Below are 20,204 nucleotides of genomic sequence, written 5' to 3'. Positions count from 1 at the left end.
CAAAAGTAGAGAAAAAGGATCAATTTCAAATATTTTTATAAAATGGTGCAATATGTCTGCAACTTTTTCAGATTCTGTAAGGTTTCGTAAAATGTCATCCTGGCCTCAGGCAGCTTTTCTTATTTTTTCTACAAATTCAACTATATTCCTCCCTTCCTCTCTTTAAATCTCACTTTCTAATTAGCCGGGGCTTCTTTTTAAAACTTTTGGCAAACCTGCCTCTTATAATCTGATTCTCTTATTTTTTCTTCATCCGCATCCCTTTTTCACGCTATTTGGATATAATTGCCTGTTCTCACACTGCAGCAAGAAATGACTAAGACCTATTAACTGTCATTTCGGCAAGTTATTTGCTGGGAAGATGGAATGATTTCATTATTGAGGGTACTTTTTCCATCATTATTCGACAACCTGGCTCTATTATTTCCGCTACAGTAAGAGTCACAGCAGGAAGATCCATAACTGGAAAATTTATAGGAAAGGAGGCTGTAAGCTTCTGTATTGAAAAATGAATAGAAAAGAGGAGGAAATGGTTCATGAAGAACAAGAAGCAATTTCGCTGGCTTTATCTCATGCTAACGGCACTTTTGATCATTCCGCTGCTTAGTCCTTATCAGGCGCAGGCGGGTGCCGGCAAGTCTCCACATATATCGATGAAGAAAGCTTCCCCCGAGTCTTCAAAAAACAAAATATCGGGCAGGCTCCTTGATCAATTTGATGGAAAAGACAAGGTCACCTTCCTCATCAAAATGAAACAGCAGGCAGACACAAAAAAAGCTGCTCAAGAAGCAGCAAAAAAAGCTTCAGCCGATAAAGCAACTTCCTCCAAGGCAAAATTCATGAAAAGATCTGCAGTAGTTTCCTCTCTAAGAGCCGTCGCAGCCGAAACACAGGCCGGAGTACTCAAATATATCGAGCAGCAGGAAAATGCCGGCAAAGCGAAAGATAGCCAATCCTTCTATATTGTGAACAGCATTGCCGTCACAGCCACTAAAGATGTCATGGAAAAGCTCGCAAGCTTTCCTGAAGTAGACAAAATCCTTCCTAACGAGACAAGACAGCTTCATAAGCCTGTAAAAGAAGCCGCCAAGCCTTCTATCCAGATGGAAAAAACGGCAGATAATAAAACCAGCTCCATTGAATGGAACATAGACAGGGTCGGCGCCCCAGCCGCCTGGGACATGGGCATAGACGGGACCGGGACTGTTGTCGCCTCGATTGATACAGGCGTCCAGTGGAACCATCCCGCGCTAAAGGAAAAATACCGCGGCTATGATCCTGCAAACCCTGATCAGCCTTCACATACTTACAACTGGTTTGATGCAGTAGGAGGACAATCCTCCCCTTATGATGACGACGGCCATGGCACCCATGTGACCGGCACCATGGTCGGCTCAGATCCTGGCGGTGCAAACCAGATCGGCGTTGCACCAGGGGCCAAATTTATTGCTGTAAAAGCTTTCAGTCCGAGCGGGGGGTCTGATGTCGATCTTCTGGCGGCAGGGGAATGGATTCTTGCTCCTAAGGATGCCAATGGCACTCCACACCCTGAACAGGCTCCGGATGTTGTAAATAACAGCTGGGGCGGCGGCCCAGGCCTTGATGAATGGTACCGTCCGATGGTCCAGTCATGGCGCGCTGCCGAAATCTTCCCGGAATTTTCAGCAGGAAATACAACGTTGACCAATCCAGGGGGACCTGGTTCAGTCGCCTCTCCAGGCAATTATCCAGAGTCCTATACTACCGGGGCAACAGACATCAATAACCGGCTTGGCTCTTTCTCTCTTCAAGGGCCATCGCCATATGAAGAAATCAAGCCAGATATTGCAGCGCCGGGGGTGAATATCCGTTCATCGGTTCCTGGTTCAGGTTATGAAGGAGGCTGGAACGGAACATCCATGGCAGGCCCGCACGTAGCTGCGGCTGCAGCTTTACTGAGGCAGGCCGATTCTAGCCTGACAGTGGATGAAATTGAAGAAATTCTGTCAGCAACAGCTGTACCGCTTACAGATTCCACATTCCCGAATGTACCGAATAACGGCTATGGCCATGGACTTGTCAATGTCTTCGATGCCATCTCTTCTGTCGTTTCCGGCTTGGGCATACTAAAGGGCCAGGTTTCTAAAGAAGGAGATGACAGTGAAGCGCCGTCCATTTCACATGATGCACAGACTGAAACATATGCCGGTATGAATCTCGCTGTCCGCGCAGAGGTTTCTGATAACATCAGTGTGACAAATGTCGTTCTTGAGTATGTGAAGGCTGACGGAAGAACCGCGGCTGTTGGAGCTGAAAGGGTTTCTGGCAGCTTTACTGTTGGCACCTATGAGGCAGTCATCCCTGGAGAGGACATCCGGGAACCTATCCTGTCCTACAAGTGGAAGGCAGTTGATTTCGGCGGCAACAGCGCCGAATCTGATACATTTGAAGTAAATGTCATCCCGGGCATAAGTACTGGATACAGCCAGGATTTTGAGTCCCGGCCTGCAGGATGGACTTCATATGGAACAAATGACAGCTGGGAATGGGGCGCGCCGGCTTCCGGCCCGGGAAATGCGGCATCCGGTGAGAAAGTCTATGCAACCGCGCTTGGAGGAAACTATGCCAACTCCGCAAACATGACGCTCCTCATGCCGCCCGTAGATCTGGGCGAAGGCAGTGCCTATCTGCAATTCAAACAATGGCATGAGCTGGAGAACCGCTATGATTATGGACATGTTTTTGTTTCAACAGATATGGAGAATTGGATCCAAAAACTAAGGGTCAACGGCAATACAGCCGGCTGGATTGACGGTGAAGTCGATCTGAGCGAATATGCCGGCCAGCGCATCTATATTGCCTTCAATGTTACAACTGACAGTTCAGTCCAAAAACTAGGCTGGTATTTGGATGATGTGTCCCTATCTGATACACCGAATGCACCATCCAAAAAAGGCCAGCTTGGAAAAAATGGTACAGCCGGACCATCCGGGCCGGCAGTGTCGGCTAAAAAGCAAATCGACCCTGCCAAAATTGTTCCTGAAAAAGAGCAAGGGAAAAAAGAGCAGGAAAATGGTTCTGCCCCATCCCCTGCATTACTTCCTGTAAATGCGGAAGTCACCGTATTGGAAACAGGACGTTCAGTCTTTACAAATCCGCAGGATGGTTCCTATGAAATGACCCACGCATCCGGCACTTATACGGTGCAGGCAGAGGCTTACGGGTTCCGGTCAGAGTCACAAAGCGTCAATATCCCTGAAGACGGAGAGACTTCAGCAGACTTTGTACTGGAAGAAATTCCGGAAGGGAGCGTTACAGGAATTATCACAAACGAATTGACGGGCGAGCCTGTATCGGGAGCAATGATTATGCTAATCGAGGATGCGGCTGTTGAACCAGTCTACGCGGATGAGAATGGACAATATTCGCTAACAGCCTATGAAGGAACATACACCTTAAAGGTTGTGGCTCCATCATACTATAGCGAAGAAGTTGAAATAACAATCGAAGGCAGTTCGAGTGCCGAACAAAATATCCAGCTGAGGCCATTCATCGGCTATCCTGGTGAGATCGGCTATGACGACGGAACAGCAGAAAATGCAAGAGCATTTTATGATGCCGGAAACGGCTGGGCTGTGAAAATGTCACTGGAAAATGGCCAGAACAGCGCAATGGTTACGGGCGGCAATTTCCGCTTCTGGGACACAGAATGGCCGGTGCCTGGAGGAACGGAATTCCAGGTTGCTGTCTATGATGCAAGCGGACCTGACGGTGCCCCCGGAAAAAAACTTGCCGGGCCATTTGAAGCCTCTGCATTAAGAAACGGCGAATGGACCCGTGTTGATTTAAGGGACAAAGGCATCATGGTCAATGGCGATTTTTATATGGTCTATATCCAATCAGCTCCTAATCCAAATACCCCTGGCCTTGCTACAGATGAAGACGGGCCGAACGCCGGGCGGAGCTGGCAGCTGGTCGGCGGTGCCTGGTCACCAGTTCCGGCAGAAGAAGGCAATTATATGATACGGGCAGCAGTGGACTACGAAGTAAATGCCCCTGTTATCACATCGCCTGCAGACGGGACTATTACAAAACAGAAGAAAACCGTGATTGAAGGAACTTCGGCTCCTTCTACAACAGTTCACCTGTTCATCAATGGGGAAAAAGCCGCGGAAACTACAGCAGATGACTCCGGGAAATTCACTGCAGAAGCTGAATTGAACGAGGGAGAGAATATCCTGACTGCCAAAGCCGCCACTGACAGCGGTTCGACTGACTTTTCCGCCCCTGTAACAGTCATTGTGGATACAGAGAAACCCGAGCTGTCAATCACATCGCCTGCTGATGATTTAAAAACGAATAAAGAAACCATTACTGTAAATGGTACAGTTGCAGATGATAATCTTGACTGGGTGAAGGTCAACGGGAAAAAAGCTCCTGTACAGGACGGTGCCTATTCATTGAGGATCTTATTGAACGAAGGAGAAAATACGATTACTGTCATCGCCCAGGATAAAGCAAAAAATAAGATAAACAAAAAAGTGACTGTCTATGCGAAATATACAGCTCCTGTCATTGAGAATCTGCTGCCGGAAGAAAATAAAGATCTGAAATCCGGCGAGAGCGTCAAGATCGAATTTGACAGTGAACCTGGGCTGAAAGCTGTGTTCTCTATCAGAATGCCGCTGACAAATACAGGCGGACACCTGACAAATGCTGTTGAGCTTCCGATGATGGAAACGTCTGAGGGCCACTATGAAGGCTATTATACAGCAACGAAAAATGTCAAAGCCCCTGGCGCAGATATCGAAGTCAAAGTCACAGATGATTTTGGGAATGAAGTAAGGCAGACGGCTGCAGGCAAGCTGAATATCAATGCTAAATAATCAGGCCGCAAAAGAAGCCCGCCGGGAAACCGGCGGGCTTTCTTGTTGTTAAGGAACTTGGCGTTCTTAGTTTGCGTTCCCTAAGGGTGATCAAGGCACTTGCGCTTTTGTTCCTGCATGGTGACTTAAGTCTGGCTTCCCTCGGCTTCCAAAGCTTCAAGGACCTTTATGCCTTCTTCAAGAGCTTCAATATAAAAGTCCTTTTCCTCAGCATCTGTCTCTGTCATCTCTTCGATAAGCCATTTGAAATTTAATACCAGATAAAAAGAATCCAGCCCCCGGGAAGTGAGTATATCCTGGAGCCACTTGCTGTAATCCGTGAAAATTTGTATGCTGTCCAGTTTATAGGCAGTTTCCAGGTATTGAAAGTGATAGTAAATATCTTCTTCTGTCCTCTTTTTTCCTGATTCCCCGAATCTCTCAAGGGATGGGAACTCTTCATAAAAGCGGTCAAAGAGTTTTTTTACAATTTTATCTTTATCATATTTTTCCATAAGGGCAGCCTCCTCAATAATTTATTCTGGGATGCGATTTCTACTCTCTTATATAGTATACTATCAATAAGAAAATGTTTTTGGGAGCATCAATTACTATAAAATTTAACAGGAGTTGATACCATTGTATTCAGCAGCAGCCAAGGAGCTTGCCAGTTACCTGTTGAAAGGCGATATTTATGGAAGCTGGGCCATTATCCAGGAATATGATTATAAAGACTATCAATCCTGCTATATATATGAAAGTTTGCTTAGCGAGAGCATGCATTATATCGGGGAGCTCTGGCAAAAGGATCTTATAACTGTGGCGGACGAACATCTTGCGACTGGAATATGTGATTACATTCTAACCAAGTACTCTTTTGAAAAAGGCCAGAAAGCAGCACAGGGAAGAAAAGCCCTCCTCTTTTGTCCGGAAGGCGAGCAGCATTATCTCGGGCTCAAGATGACAGCTTCCATATTCAAAGAAAATGGCTGGGAGGTAAAAAATCTCGGTGCCAGCCTTCCATTGGAATATGCCTTGAACAGTGCGGAAAAATGGAAGCCGGATGTTATCGGCATCTCATTGTCACTGACCCACCATCTTCCTTTATTGAAGAAATATGTAGAAGAGCTTGAACAGCTTTCTTTCCACCCAAAGATCCTGGTAGGCAGCAGACTGATCAATCGCTATGATTTTACACCCTTCTGCAGCAAAGAAACCGTTCTTATTAAAAAATTGGATGATCTTGAGCCCTGGATTTTAAGCCAATCGAAAGAGATTGCCATATAATCGGACAAATACTATTATCAGCCTGCAGGTTCTGCAGGCTGTCATTTTATCAAAAAGGAGGCACTTTACATGAAAACAGATTTGAATTTGCTGCCAATCCCTTTTTTTATATTGGACACTGACCTGAAGATCGTGTTCGCTTCTGAAGCTGCCGAAATCAGATTTCCCTATTGCATCAGCTTTATCCAGCTTGCTGACCAGGATAGTCTTGAAAAAGTATTCAGCATTCCTGAGAAGAATAGTGGAGAAATGATTGAAATTAATTTGCGCACATCTGGAAATGCAGTTGAACTTTTTAATATCTATTATTCACGCATCCCTGAAAAAAAGCTCATCTATGTATGCTGCGCCCCCATTTCTTCAAATCTCCTGGAGGTTCAGCATCATTTGGCCATGCTCCGAAACAGGCTCTCATCCCTGCAGCCGGCAGAATTGAAGCCGCTGGGCCTGAATAATCCCCTCCTTTTTGAAGTAAGCAGCAATGCACATGAAAAACTAAAGGCAATTAATAATAAAAAGAAGCTGAAAAGCATAAGCCATTCAGCTTCTGAATCAATCGATTTGATGAATATCCTTCAGCCCCTCGCCATCGAGCATGGAAAAGCGGAGTATTTGGAACGGATCCAGAAAAACCTATTCAATATCATGTCAGCGGCAGACTCTTTAATAGACTGAGAGCCTGCCTTTATTGAATGCAGGGAATACGGATTTCTGCTGTTGTCCCCTTCCCTTCAATACTTGCATAATTAAGAGTGCCTTTGTGGTTTTCAATGATCCTGAAGCTGACCATGACACCCAGGCCGGTCCCTTTTTCCTTTGTAGTATAAAACGGCTCTCCCATTTTATTAAGCTGCTTCTCCGGTATCCCTTTTCCCTGATCGGATATTTTGACGAGAAGATTTTTTCCTTCCATCCCCGTCTCAATCAGGATCGTCCCTCCGTTGTCCATCGCTTCAATCGCGTTTTTCACCATATTGATGAAAACTTGCTTCAGCTCTTTTTCATTTCCCCTGATCTTTGGCAATGCATCCTGATGTACTGCTGTGATGCTGATATTCTGCATAATGGCCTGTGTATCAAGAAGCACACAAACATCCTGGATGACTTTGGAAACATTGACCAGGTCATAAACAGCTGCTTTAGGCTTTGCAAGGACAAGGAACTCGTCAATGATGGCTTCCAGCCTGCCGAATTCAGACATCATGACTTCAGTGTACTCCTTATTATAACTGCCAGTCTGCATCATCAGCTGCAAAAACCCTTTCAGGGATGTCAGCGGATTGCGGATCTCATGGACAATCCCGGCTGCAAGCTGCCCTACTGCAGACAGCATTTCTGATTTCTGCAGCATAGCCTCGGATGCCTTATGGACTGTAATATCTTCTATGATGCCAAGATAGCTGCTGACATCTCCGTACTGATCCTCGATCGGCAAAAAGCAGACATTCTCCCACCTGGCTATTCCGCCATCCAGCGGATAGGACATGCTGCCTTTCCATACTTCCTTTGCAATTATGGCATCTTCAATTTCTTTAAAATCAGCTGTATTCATTTGATCTCTGTAAAGTTCTTTAATGTTCCTTCCCACAAAGCTGTCAGGTTTTCCTTCATGCTCGGCAAATTCTTTATTGTGATATTCAATATTGCCTGATTTATCAATGATCAAAATCCGGGATGGGCTCTGATCAAGAGCATTGGAGGTCAGTTTCAGCTTCTGGTTGAATCGCTTTATTTCAGTAATATCATTGAAGGTAAAGACAACCCCGTCCATCACATTCTCACTTGTACGGTATGGGAATGCCTGCATCAGATACCATCTATGATCCTTGGACATGAGCTCTTTCTCAATTTTACCAAATGATTTGAGGACTCTTTCAGCATCCTCCACAAGTGATGCCTGTTCAAAATTATGAGAGATGTGGAAGAACGGCCTTCCGACATCCATATCGATGACATTGATGACCTTTTTGGCTTCCGGTGTAAAAAGTCGGATATTCAGCTGAGCATCCAGAAATACCGCTGCTATGTTTGTGCTGATGAGCAGATTGTCCATATCATCTGCAAGCGCGGTCACTTCTTTGATCTTCTGTTCATACTCATTGTTTACATTCACGAGCTCTTCGTTGATCGAATGCATTTCTTCATTGGCGCTCTGCATTTCTTCATTCGCGGCAATAAGCTCTTCATTGGCAGACTGAAGTTCTTCATTGGATGTTTCAAGCTCCTCAATGGTTGTCTGGAGCGTCTGCTGAGTATAATACAGCTCCTGCTCCAGGTCTGCTATCCTCTCGGCCACTGTGCTGTGCGGATCGAAGTAAAGAGGCATCGTTTTCTTTTCCTTTGTATTCTGGTCTTCATCAAAAAGGATGATAGCAAGCGATTCGTTGGCTGCAAATTTCTTTACGATCAGATCAAAGTACCGGTTCTCGCCATCTACGTCAAAATGGACGTTTTTATAACACACCTCATTTTGCTCACCATCTAACTTCTTCAGCGCTGTACCAATCATGACAGACAGATGGACAGGGACCATTTTGTAGATGCTTTTGCTCGAGGATTCATTCAGGAAATTCAGATACTTATTCGCCCGGCGGGACGTGAATATCACCTCATTGACTTCATTCAGGACGATGCACGGGAGCACATAATTATCCATAAGCGTCTGATGGATAGCCGCCCTCTTGCGTGCAGAGAGTGAATCTGCAGCAATGCTCCTATTCTCAGCTTGATCTGCTGAAACCGGCATATGTGATACTCTCCCTTCTGACTGTACCATCCAGTTCTCAGAAATCGCATTTTTATAGATATTCCATTTTCCGTTGACAGGACGGAAGAAATGGGACATCTTCCCTGTTGTTTCGCTGTGTCCCAGGACAAGCGTGCCCTTTTCTGTTAAAGCAAAATTAAAGAGTGACAACAGCTTTCGCTGCAGGTCCGGCTGGAAGTATATCATGACGTTCCTGCAGCTGATTAAATCCATATTGACAAAAGGAGAGTCCTTTATCAGATTATGCGGGGCAAAAACGACATGGCTGCGGATACGCTTGATGATTTCCCAGCTGTCTCCTTTTTTCACAAAATAATTTTTCAGCAGTTCCTTTGGGATGCCTTCAGTCTGATGGCCGGGATAAATCCCCCGCCTGGCAAACTCTATTGCATCTTTATTTATATCTGTTGCAAAGATTCTGAAGTTAAGGTCCAAGCCCATCTTCTGCACATAGCGGTCAAACAGAATTGCATAGGAGTAAGCTTCCTGCCCTGTGGAACAGCCGGCGATCCAGATTCTGAGCTCCTCCTTTGCAGCCGCCTTCCGGTGGACGGCTTCCGGCACGATCACATCCTCAATGATCTTGAAAGCTTCCGCGTCCCTGAAAAAGTGGGTAACACCGATCAGCAGGTCTTTTTGAAGATTTTCAACCTCTCCGCTGTTTGCCTGCAGATAATCAAGATATTGTTCAACGCTCTGGTACTTGGATTCAAGCTGAAGGATACGCCGTTCAATTCTTCTAATAATGCTGTTTTTTTTATAGCATGAAAAGTCCAATCCAGTATTCTTTTTAATCAATACAAAAATTTTCTCTAAGGTTTCCTGGCTGTAGCGGGGCAAGACACTTTCATAGAAGGAACTGAGAATAGAGGGCATGTTGGAAGGGGCCTCAATATAATCTGCATAGCCTGAAAGAATTGCACTTTCCGGCATATCATTAAATTTAGCTGACTGTCCATCCTGGACTATAACCGTTCCGCCATTATCTTTAATTGCTTTGACTCCAGCTGTTCCGTCGTTTCCTTTTCCTGAGAAGATAATGGAAACAGCCTTGTCCTTTTTGCTGGCAGCAAGGGATTTCAGAAAGGCATCTATCGGAAAATGCAGCTGTTTGTCTTTTTCGTATCCGCTCACCTTGAATGCATCGTTTTCAATGGATGTATAGGAATCCGGCGGGTTCAGGTATATGGTGTCAGGCTGGACCTGCATCCCATCCTTGATCCGCAATATTTTCATTTTCGTCTTTTTTGCCAAAAGTTCCGGCATAAAGCTTTTATATTTGGAGGATAAATGCTGAACAACTATATACGCCATACCGGAATCGGCAGGTACTTTCGAAAAGAACTGTTCAATTGCATCGAGTCCCCCGGCAGACGCGCCAATTCCTACAATATAAAAATCTTTTCCTAAAGATTTTTTCCCGGCAGTGTTAATTGATTGCTTCATAGACATATATTCTTTGATTCCTCCTGATTAATGCCGAAATAAGCCAGCCTTCCGGACAGCCTTCCCTCACTCAAACGCTGGAAGCAATAACGATCATAGGACTTCCAGGGTAAAAATCGATAACAGCGGCAGCCGGCAAAGCTTATGATAAAGGATAGGGGAAATACGGGCTTTGATTCCACTTATAGGAAATTCATTTATACTCCTGATTATAGAGGTTCTTTAAGAGCCAATCAAGATTTGTCATTAAATCATTGGCATGTGGCTCTTCCGCCAAGTTTCCCGATTCCCGGCCCGGAGGATTCCTTTTCTGTACATAGAAAAAAGCCTTCTCTTATGAAGGCTTCTCATTCAATCTATCCGTTTATGCTTATTCAGCAGCTCTTTAAACATATTCAGTACAGTGATCCTATCCTCTTTATCAAAAGAAGCAATCCATTTTGATACGATGCTGTTTTCCTTTGGATTAAGCTCCCGCTGAAGCCCGCTTTCCAAAAGGCCGTGGATCTCATCAAGCGTGTATGCTCTGTTTTCAGTCTGATGCTCCATCATTCTCTCCTCCATTTACTGTTTTTGTTTACATTCCCCCTGGACAGGAGTATAAAACACTTAAATGCGGAGAGAACCAGCCCAGAACCCGGTACACAAAAAGAGAGACAGGATGCCCTGTCTCCCTCCTTTCAATCTATTACCATTTAAAGCAGGCTGCACCAACGATGATCAGAAGGATGAATAGTACAACAATCAGCGCAAACCCGCCGCCATAGCCGTAGCCGCCTCCGTAGCCGCAGCCGCCATAGCCGCCGTATCCGTATCCGTATGCCATTGGAAGATCTCCTCCTTTATTCTTTATTCAATACCAATTAGTAGCCGTAGCCGCCTCCGTAACCCCAAGAAGCACCAATGATAATCAATAAAATGAACAATACTACCAGCAGGGCAAAACCTCCGCCGTATCCGCATCCGTCTGACATTTGTAAAACCTCCTTTAGTTGATTCAATATATCCTATTCAGCAATGAGCTATTGTGCGAATAGACAAACGCACAATTTTTAGGTCATTTCCTCAGAGGCAAACGAACAGGGAGGGAGAAACTCTTCAAAAATAAAAAACTGGCAGCTTTGGACACCAAAACCGGCCTGATTGGGAAAAAGCTAAAAGAAAGGCGCAGGAATCATTTTTCCTGCGCCTGAAACTTATGTTGAGCTGATCGTCCCCTTTTCCCCTTCTTTCTTCTGGGCCGCCTCCTTCAGCTCATATGTGAGTTCATCAAGGCTCTAGCGTACATTATGCTTGCCTGAAAGGTTTTCGAGCAGTTCTTTCACATCGATGCCTGAAGAAGCTTTCAGCGTTTCCTGCATGGTGCTCATTAGATTTGTTGCATAGCCTGCGACCCTGTTGGCACCGCTGCTTTTTCCATCGCTGCCTGTATCGACGACCGTGATTTTATCAATATTGGCCAATGGGCTCGCAACCTGTTTTGCATATTCAGGAAGCATTTTGAGGACCATGTCGAGTACAGCAGCTTCGCCGAATTGCTCAAATGCTTCAGCAATCTTGCGCTTGGCTTCCCCTTCCGCCAGACCTTTCAGGCGGATAATTTCTGCTTCAGATTCCCCTTGGGCCCTTAAGGCATCCGCCTTGGCGATTCCATCTACCCTGACCCGCTCTGCTTCTGCCTTTGCTTGAGACTCGATCCGGTACTGATTGGCATCAGCAGCTGTGATCTGCTTCCGCTTCTCGGCTTCTGCAGCCTGCTCAACTGCATAACGGTCTGCATCCGCCTTCTTTTTAACCTCAGAATCGTATTGCTTCTCCCGCCTCAGGATTTCTTTTTCCTCCAGCTCGATCTGTTTTTGCCTTTCGATAATCCTGATTTGCATTTCATGCTCAGTAACTTCCTGTTTGGCCCTGGCTGTTTCCAGATCATAAGCCTGGTCGGCACGGGCCTTGGCGATATCCTGATCCCTGCGGTAATCTGCCATTTTCATCTTATTTTCCTTTTCGGCCTCCGCTATCTCGGTTGCCCTCTCAAGCTCTGCCTTTTTCGCATCTTTATCAGCTTCTGCCTTTTTGATCCTCGTTTCTTTATCAGCTTCAGCTGTTGCAATATCCGCATCCCTTTTAACCTGAGCAATTCTCGGCTTGCCCAGAGAATCCAGGTAGCCGTTTTTGTCCCTTACATCCTTGATGGTCAATGAAACGATCACGAGGCCCATCTTTGCCAGGTCCTGGGAGGCTACTCTTTGAACCTCCTGCGAGAATTTATCTCTGTTTTTGTAAATTTCTTCGACGGTCATTGAACCAAGGATGGAACGGAGGTGGCCTTCGAGCACTTCTTTTGCCTCGTTCTCCCTGTCTTCCTTTGATTTTCCGAGGAACTGTTCCGCTGCAGTGGCAATCTCGCTGATGGAGCCGCCTATTTTAATGATAGCTGTGCCATCGGCCATCACTGGCACCCCTTGTTCGGTGTATACCTCAGGCGTTGAAACCTCAAGCTTGCTTGAAAGCAGGCTCAATGGCTCTGCCTGCTGAAATACCGGAAGGACGAATGTCCCGCCTCCCCTGATGATCTTGATTTTATTGCCGGACTCATCCACATGGACCCGCTTGTTTCCAAGATAGCTGCCCGTGACGATCAGAGCCTCGTCAGGTCCGGCCGTCTTATATTTAGTAACAAATACACCCAGCAGAGCAATCAATAGAAAAGCTGCGACACCAACTACCACCCAAACCATTGCCATTCTGTTCCCTCCTGTTTATAATCCTTCATGTCTGACAACCTGAAGGACATTTTCATTAACTTCTATAATAAGTACTTCCTGGCCTTCTTCAATCGGCCCGCCCTTAAAGCTCTGGGCTGACTTGGCGATCCTCCCGCTGACACTTTCAATCAGCACCTCGCCGAAACCGTTATCAGGGATCGGGATTATAACCTTCCCAACCCTGCCTCTTAAGGATTCGTCTGTATAGACCAGCGATTCTTCTGCATTGGATAAAGGGATCAGTACAAAAAGATATAAAAAGATATCCAGAACGAAAGCAATCGCCGCCGAAATGGCCATGATCAGGACGCTGCCCATCCCGGTTGTATATTCCATCAGGAAGCCGGCTGCCGAAAAAATTGTCAAAAAAGCAAAAATCAATATGGGGTTCAGGAAAGGGCTGAATTCACCGGCTCCCTCCAGAACATCCCCGAACAAAATATATAAGACTATTATTCCACCTGAAAAACAAAGAATGTACAAGTATAGAGTCTGGATCGGCAACCCGAAGATTTCCATATAAATATCAAACCTCCCTCCCGCTTCGCCCACGAGGCTTTTAGCGGACTATAAATCTTAGTACATTTATGGTGCTTTGCTTTTCCTCCCCTCTGACTATCCATCTGGAAGCTTCTGTATTATTTACGAACGGGCAGAATAAAAGTTTCAATTTTCACAAAATTATCCATAAAAAAAAGCATGGTTCCCCATGCTATCTGGCAGCAAGCTCAGATGTGCCGCTGCCCTTAGCTAGCTGGTAAGAACTATGCTGGCTGCTTTCTTTTATATTTTCAAACGAAAATTTATATATAACGTTTTCTTCTACAGGAATTTCCAGCCATCTTCTGACCCCATATTTCGTCGTCAGTTCTTTGTAAGACGGCCTGCAGTTTTCCAGGAGTGCGACTTTCAATGTTTCAAATCCATCCGAATGCAGGACAGCCTCTTCAATCTGCTTCCTGGTTTCAGCAGAAGTAGGTTCATCTGTTTTTTTCAGCGGCAGTGTAACAACCAGAACATCATTCATAACTTTTTCTTCCAGCGTCAGCTTAGAAGCAGAAAGCTTCTTAAAATACCTGCTAAGTTTCCATATATTAATTCCATCTACAGTTTCCCAAATCATATTTCTTCCTCCGGCTAATCTGATTGGATTCATTTAAAGATATATGTAATCCGGCTCCGTTACCTACCATATCATACTATCAGCTAAAACAGAAATAGACTAATCTACCAAAATTGATTCCATGCCTATAGCTGTGCCTGGTGCAAAACAGAGGCAGAATAGTCAATCTGGCCTAAAGGTCGTTCATCAGCCGGCCGCATGGCAAACAGCCTCTTTTTGTCATCGGCCCTCCCGCTGCTGCATACGCTAGTAAAGACTTTTCTTAGGTTCTTTTTATTTGCTTTGCATGCATTTTATTTTAGCGGAGGTTGCAAATACCATGAGATCAGACAGATATACCAGCAGGCGGACTATCATATGGAAGATTCTCTTCCTCATAATTATGACGGCTGCAGCAGTTCTTCTAATTTTCTGCTATTCCACCAGTCTCATTAAGATAGAATCACCGGAAAAGGATCTGGGCCAAAAGGTAGTCATAGAATTGCCTGCAGGAAAGAATATTTACACTTATGAAAAGCTGCTGATCAAAGAAAATGGAAAGCTTTACTATAGAGGTGAACGAAACGAAATAGATTTGACGGGCGGCAGGATTATATATGAAGATTGGGATTGAGTTTCATTTGCCGAAACCGGAGGCGCTTCTTTATGATAGATTGCCAGGGTAAAAGAAAACAGGATGTTAAAAACCATCAGTAAAAGGAGATGAAATGCTTGGGCAGCTACCGGAATGCATTAAACCCGCTTTTGGCCAGGCTGAGAGCCCTTCGAAAAGTACAGGAGGCACATGGCAGCCTGCCATCAAAGCTTAAAATCGGACACCGTGGAGCTGCAGGCTCCAGGCCGGAAAATACCTTTTCATCATTTGACTATGCGCTTCAATCGGGAGCCGATTTTCTTGAATTTGATGTCCAGCGAACAAAGGACGGAGAGCTTGCCGTCATTCATGATCCTACTGTCGATCGGACGACAGACGGCAAGGGAAAAGTCTCAGCCCTTACATGGAAAGAGCTTAGGAGCCTGGATGCAGGCAGCTGGCATTCAAAGGAATTTGCGGGGGAAGTTATCCCTTCATTCACTGAAATGCTGGACAAATATGCCGATAAGGCCGGGCTCCTGATCGAGCTGAAGAAGCCGGCCCTTTACCCAGGAATAGAAGAACAGATTGCAGAAGAGCTAAAAAGCCGGAAGCTGGACAAGGGCCCTGAAACCCGGATCATCATCCAATCTTTTGACAGAAGCTCAATGGAAAAAATCCATAGCCTGCTCCCTTCCATCCCGGTCGGTATCCTTCTGAATTACAAGACGAAAAGGATGACTGGAAGAGAGCTTGAGCAGATTGCAAAGTATGCCAGCTATTTAAATCCAAAGCATACTATCGCGAGCAGAAAGCTTCTGGACCGGATACATCAAAAAGGGATGAAAGCCATTATATGGACCATCAGGACAGAAAAAGAAGCAGGAAAAGCATTGGGGCTTCCTGCCGATGGCATTGTAACAGATTTTATCGAGCTCCTGGATTGAGTGGCGCACAGCAGCGAAGCCTGGCTTTTGGACAAGCTGACTTCCTAAAAGCCCTGGATCCTTTTAGCAAATTGAAATAAATAACGGAAATTGATCCTGCTATGCTGGGAGATAAGGAATGCTGACTGGGTGGCATTCGTTTTCCTGAGTGTATTGAGTGCAGCAACCATTTCCTGCTCTGACATGATGCCTATTCCATGCCCAAAATAAGTATCATCGCCAAGATAAACCGCATTTTCGCCCGTCCAGACCGGATGCCGGAAATCGGGATTATAAAAATAGACAATGTCACCAGGAATGAAGTACGATCCTATTTTTGTAATGATGCCCAGATCCCTGTCATAATTCCAGTCCCACACGAGCAAATTTTGGAACAGCTGGTTAAAGTAGCGAACAGAAATAGATTCAAGCACTGCCTTGTATAAGATAAGCACGATGGCCGTTGAACATTCAAAAGCATATTTGCTGCCATTGGAAAAAACATCATTGACAGCGTCAGAAGGCCGAACGTCCGGCCTCAAGGCATATCCCGCCCTTGTTTTGATCCAATATGCCGGATTGAAGAAAGAATCTTGAAAGGCGGCAAAAACAGCGCCGCTTTCACTCAGCTTCCTGGAGTAGAACAGGATTTTTTCCCTTGTTTCCAGCTCAAACAAGAGCTCACCGGCATTAGGAAAATAAAATGTTTCCGGGCTTCTATCCAATGCCCGCCATATAGCCCTTTGGGTTTCTGGCAGCATTTCAGCGGACAGGCCTGGAAAAACGGGCAGCTGTATCATAGAAAACTCCTTTCCAAGTACGGCTTTCCTATACCTTATGGCAGTGGGCTCATTAAAATGCCCCTGAGTTTTGCCCGCTTTATGCAGAAAAGCCCGCCATCATTAAGATGGCAGGCCATGTGTCCTATCAGTCACCCTGCAGGGCTTGTTCATGCTTCTTAAGATCTTCAATAAAGGAGGACGCAACCTCAAAGTCTTCGTATAAAAACAGGAGTGTATCTCCTTCATGGGATAAAGACCAGGCTTTCTGATAAGACTCCAGTTCATCCGGGCAAATGAACAGTGACTGGCTGTCCATGACCGTGGAAGCTGCAGCTTTCAAAAGCGATGCTGTTTCAAGAGGCAGTCTTCCCCGCAGGTCTTTATCTTCCTTTATAATGATCAAATCGGAATAACCTGCTGTAATTTCTGCCATCCTGGCAATATCTGAATCAGACCTGTCTCCCGGAGCTGAAAGGATGGTAATCAGCCTCTTATTTTTCATATAATCTGCCGTACCAAAAACAGCAGACAGCCCTGCAGCATTATGGGCATAATCAATGATGATTTCCCGCCCCTGAACCAGGAAGGAATTGAACCTGCCCCGGGAATTCGTGGAGTCGGGCATAAAGGATAAGGCCTTCTCCTTAAGTGTTTCAAGACTTACTCCCTGCGCAGCCGCCGCGGCCAAAGCCTGCAGCAGATTGGCTATATTGTGCCTCGCCCTTCCATTGATGGTTATAGGTACATCTGCAGCAGGCAGGAATTTCGCTTTGATGCCTGCTTCCGCATACACAATCTGTCCTATGCTGTCCAGATACCAAAGAGGCTCGCCCTTCTCAAGAGCCCTTCGGGAACCCTCGCTTTCCTCATCCAATGATGTATAAATGACTTTACCCTTCGTATATGCAGCCATTTTCAGTGTCTCCGGATCATCGGCATTCAGGATGCAATAGCCCCCTTCAATCACCACTTCCGGTATGAGCCTCTTCAATTTGGCGAGCTGGGTGAAATCTTCAATTCCGTCAAGTCCGAGGTGATCTTCAGAAACATTGGTGACAATCCCTACGTCACAATGGCGGAAGGCAAGACCTTCTCTGAGGATTCCTCCCCTGGCAGACTCAAGCACCGCTATATCGACTTTTGGATGGCTTAATATCTTCCTTGCCGAAATCGGTCCTGAGCAGTCCCCTGTATCGATGCATTGATCCCCGACATAGACGCCATCTGAGCTGGTAAGGCCGACAGTCGTCCCTTCCTTCTCGAGGAAATGCTTGACCAGCCGGGAGGTTGTGGTTTTGCCGTTAGTTCCTGTTACAGCAATTACCGGGATAGCCGCCTCTTCCCTGCTGGAGAACAAATAATCAACAATGTCAGCACCGGCGTTTCTGCTCTTTCCTTTCCCAGGGTAAAGATGCATCCGTATTCCAGGGGCTGCATTGACCTCCAGTACACAGGTATCACGCGGATCCAATGGCTTCGCAATATCCTTTGATATGATATCCACACCGGCGACATCAAGGCCAATGGATGCTGCAGCCGCCTCAGCCATCTTCCTGACTGAAGGATGGACCTCATCGGTAACATCGATCGCCTGTCCTCCGGTAGAAAGATTTGCGTTTCCTGCTACCGGCAGAACCCTGCCTTTTTCAAGTACATAGCTCTTATTCAGCTCCATTTTTTCAAGGAAGCAGTCCAGCGAATCAGCCATTGGAATTTTTGTCATAGGCTTCTCATGGCCGTTTCCTCTCAGAGGATTTTCATTCTCTTTTTCTATCAGCTCCTGAATCGTATCTGTTCCGTTGCCAATGATAAAAGGAGGCACTCTTAAACTTGCAGCCCGCAATTGGTTGTCTACTACAAAGAGGCGGTAGTCGCTTCCTTCATAATGCCTTTCTACAATGTATGGCTTATCCTCCTCCTTGAGGCACTTCTGCAGTGCATTCAGCTCTTCCCAGCTGCTGATGCCTGTTGCAACACCCTGGCCCTGTCTTCCATGAAGGGGCTTGATGACAAGCGGGAACCCGACCCTCACTGCAGCTTCCGTTATCCCTTCCAATGTTTCGGCCACTTCTCCTTCTGGTACTGGAATGCCGCTGCCCCGCAGCATTTCCTTGGTCATTTCCTTATCACAGGAGGCCTCGACTGCCAAATAAGAGGTCTGGCTCGTAATGGTTGCCTGCACATATTTCTGTTTAGAGCCTGTCCCAAGCCTTAGAAAGCTGTCTTTCCCCACACGTTCAACGGGGATATTACGTGCGGCTGCAGCCAGATAAATCGACTCTGTGCTCGGACCAAGCTTATTCTTATAATATAAGTCGGCAATCTTATCAATATAGGGTTTTACCGAAAAGCCTTTCTCGCCCCTGAGGATTTTTTCAGCAATCTCTTTTGCTGACTGAAAGGCGTATAAAGCTGATTCCGGCTCTTTATATTCAAAGGCGATAAAATAGATGCCCTTTTTCCCGCTTGTGACCGTTTTTCCATACTTCACTTCGATGCCTGCCAGGGACTGCAGTTCAAGGGCTATATGCTCCAATACATGGCCCATCCATGTCCCCTCGCGAAGGCGCTCTGCAAAAGCGCCTTTGTAGCCCCTTGAGCAGGTATGCTCCCCGATTGACGGAATGGCCTCCAGCAGACTGTCAGCGAACAAGGGGAGCTCATTTGTGGGCTGGAATTCCAGCTCTTCCAGGTCTATTTCGACCCACATCATCGGTTTATAGCTGAAATAATTTGGACCCTTCAAATATCGTATACGCTTTACTTTCATCTTTGCCCCTCTTCCCCTTTAATAAGTAGTTTTCTACCGTCCAAGTCAAATCTGTATCCGCCGGTTAAAGTATGCAGCTTAAAGTCGGACAATGTCAGTTCCTCGCTTCCATTGCTGGAAACAGCGGAATTGACGAATTCCCCTTCCTTTCCATCAAATACAAACACCTGATGCTCACCGAATACTTCAAACTGTCCATTTCTGACCAGGATAGCCGTATTTTCATCAATGCCTATCCCCATTAAGTCTGTATTTTCCGCAATGGCTCCAAGCAGCCTTCCAAACCTGGCCCTTTGGGAGAAGTGCTGGTCTATGACAAGGTTTTGGAGAAAACCGAAGCCTTCTCCCAATTCTACCTGCAGGACATCGTCTGCCGCTTTCGTATGGGACGACACGATCATAACTCTGCCCATGATGGAGGCGCCTGCACTCGTCCCTGCAATAGGCATGCCATTTTTCCAGCTGTTATGTAGGGCTTCATATACCTGTGAACCAAGAATCAGATCTGCCAGCCTCCCCTGGTCGCCGCCGGTGATAAAAACAGCGGCAAGGCTCTCTACTCTCCGGGCAAATTCCTCCGAATCCGCCTCAGCCCGCGAAGAGATATCAAGGCTGATCACTTCGTCAGCTCCAAGCCTGTTCAAAACCTCTATATATTCACGGCTCACTTCATCAGGGATCCGGGATGCTGTGGGCAAGACCCCGATCGGGCCTGTCCTTGCAGCCGAAATCTCCACAAATTTCTTCAGAATCTCTACTTCATTGCACTTCTCCTCGTTGCCTCCAATGATCAATAAATCCCCAGTCTGCATTCTTTCACCATTCCCGTCATGTTTTTGAAGTGATAAAGATTTTTAAGACCCTTCTTTGATCCCTGCCTGAACCTCACCCTTCCAGTTTTTTCATTAAAGCCCAAGCTA

The 20,204-nt window shown here is 46.0% G+C and carries 16 protein-coding genes; 5 read left to right on the top strand and 11 right to left on the bottom strand.

What is annotated here, in order from left to right; genetic code table 11:
- Positions 1-536: 536 nt before the first annotated feature.
- Positions 537-4,865: a S8 family peptidase gene (locus LCM00_RS08975; RefSeq protein WP_224900394.1), complete on the top strand. Its 4,329-nt coding sequence runs from the start codon at positions 537-539 to the stop codon at positions 4,863-4,865.
- Positions 4,866-4,990: 125 nt separating this feature from the next.
- Here LCM00_RS08975 and LCM00_RS08970 read toward each other — a convergent pair whose 3' ends face one another.
- Positions 4,991-5,359: a hypothetical protein gene (locus LCM00_RS08970; RefSeq protein WP_224900392.1), complete on the bottom strand. Its 369-nt coding sequence runs from the start codon at positions 5,357-5,359 to the stop codon at positions 4,991-4,993.
- A gap of 124 nt (positions 5,360-5,483) precedes the next feature.
- Here LCM00_RS08970 and LCM00_RS08965 point away from each other — a divergent pair, with 124 nt between their 5' ends.
- Together LCM00_RS08965 and LCM00_RS08960 are read left to right on the top strand one after the other, a co-directional pair.
- Positions 5,484-6,131 carry a cobalamin B12-binding domain-containing protein gene (locus tag LCM00_RS08965; RefSeq protein ID WP_224900387.1) on the top strand — a complete coding sequence of 216 codons (648 nt, stop codon included), beginning with the start codon at positions 5,484-5,486 and terminating at the stop codon, positions 6,129-6,131.
- 69 nt (positions 6,132-6,200) lie between these two features.
- Positions 6,201-6,806, top strand: a complete 606-nt coding sequence (locus tag LCM00_RS08960) for a hypothetical protein (RefSeq protein WP_224900384.1) — start codon at positions 6,201-6,203, stop codon at positions 6,804-6,806.
- Between the two features lie 10 nt (positions 6,807-6,816).
- Here LCM00_RS08960 and LCM00_RS08955 read toward each other — a convergent pair whose 3' ends face one another.
- The 7 genes from LCM00_RS08955 to LCM00_RS08925 form a co-directional block, all read right to left on the bottom strand.
- The gene (locus LCM00_RS08955; protein WP_224900380.1) at positions 6,817-10,350 is read right to left on the bottom strand and encodes a CheR family methyltransferase; all 3,534 of its coding nucleotides are present in this window, start codon (positions 10,348-10,350) and stop codon (positions 6,817-6,819) included.
- A gap of 345 nt (positions 10,351-10,695) precedes the next feature.
- Positions 10,696-10,893, bottom strand: a complete 198-nt coding sequence (locus tag LCM00_RS08950) for a hypothetical protein (RefSeq protein ID WP_224900376.1) — start codon at positions 10,891-10,893, stop codon at positions 10,696-10,698.
- 139 nt (positions 10,894-11,032) lie between these two features.
- Entirely contained in the window at positions 11,033-11,170 is a 138-nt protein-coding gene (locus LCM00_RS08945; protein WP_224900373.1) for a YjcZ family sporulation protein, read from the bottom strand.
- Between the two features lie 37 nt (positions 11,171-11,207).
- Positions 11,208-11,318, bottom strand: a complete 111-nt coding sequence (locus LCM00_RS08940) for a YjcZ family sporulation protein (protein ID WP_224900370.1) — start codon at positions 11,316-11,318, stop codon at positions 11,208-11,210.
- A 303-nt stretch (positions 11,319-11,621) separates the two neighbouring features.
- On the bottom strand, positions 11,622-13,088 hold the full coding sequence (locus LCM00_RS08935) for a flotillin family protein (RefSeq protein ID WP_224900366.1): 1,467 nt from the start codon (positions 13,086-13,088) through the stop codon (positions 11,622-11,624).
- A gap of 15 nt (positions 13,089-13,103) precedes the next feature.
- Positions 13,104-13,628, bottom strand: coding sequence for an NfeD family protein (locus tag LCM00_RS08930; RefSeq protein WP_224900362.1), 525 nt, complete (start codon positions 13,626-13,628; stop codon positions 13,104-13,106).
- A 193-nt stretch (positions 13,629-13,821) separates the two neighbouring features.
- Positions 13,822-14,232: a hypothetical protein gene (locus LCM00_RS08925; protein WP_224900360.1), complete on the bottom strand. Its 411-nt coding sequence runs from the start codon at positions 14,230-14,232 to the stop codon at positions 13,822-13,824.
- Positions 14,233-14,551: 319 nt separating this feature from the next.
- Here LCM00_RS08925 and LCM00_RS08920 point away from each other — a divergent pair, with 319 nt between their 5' ends.
- Positions 14,552-14,845 carry a hypothetical protein gene (locus LCM00_RS08920; protein WP_224900358.1) on the top strand — a complete coding sequence of 98 codons (294 nt, stop codon included), beginning with the start codon at positions 14,552-14,554 and terminating at the stop codon, positions 14,843-14,845.
- 89 nt (positions 14,846-14,934) lie between these two features.
- Complete coding sequence (locus LCM00_RS08915) at positions 14,935-15,753, top strand: glycerophosphodiester phosphodiesterase (protein ID WP_224900356.1); 819 nt, start codon at positions 14,935-14,937, stop codon at positions 15,751-15,753.
- 44 nt (positions 15,754-15,797) lie between these two features.
- Here the strand turns inward: LCM00_RS08915 and LCM00_RS08910 are convergent, their stop codons facing one another.
- The 3 genes from LCM00_RS08910 to LCM00_RS08900 form a co-directional block, all read right to left on the bottom strand.
- A complete protein-coding gene (locus LCM00_RS08910; RefSeq protein WP_224900354.1) occupies positions 15,798-16,493 on the bottom strand; it encodes a protein-glutamine gamma-glutamyltransferase in 696 nt (231 codons plus the stop codon).
- Positions 16,494-16,659: 166 nt separating this feature from the next.
- On the bottom strand, positions 16,660-19,284 hold the full coding sequence (gene cphA, locus LCM00_RS08905; protein WP_224900352.1) for a cyanophycin synthetase: 2,625 nt from the start codon (positions 19,282-19,284) through the stop codon (positions 16,660-16,662).
- Positions 19,281-20,096, bottom strand: coding sequence for a cyanophycinase (locus tag LCM00_RS08900; RefSeq protein ID WP_224900350.1), 816 nt, complete (start codon positions 20,094-20,096; stop codon positions 19,281-19,283). Before LCM00_RS08900 ends, cphA begins: the two co-directional genes overlap by 4 nt.
- Positions 20,097-20,204: the final 108 nt, after the last annotated feature.

This window comes from Bacillus infantis, from assembly GCF_020171945.1.
Taxonomy (GTDB): Bacteria; Bacillota; Bacilli; order Bacillales; family Cytobacillaceae; genus Bacillus_AB; species Bacillus_AB infantis_A.
Note: the sequence above shows the minus strand (reverse complement) of the source record. Positions and strands in the feature narration are given on the sequence as shown.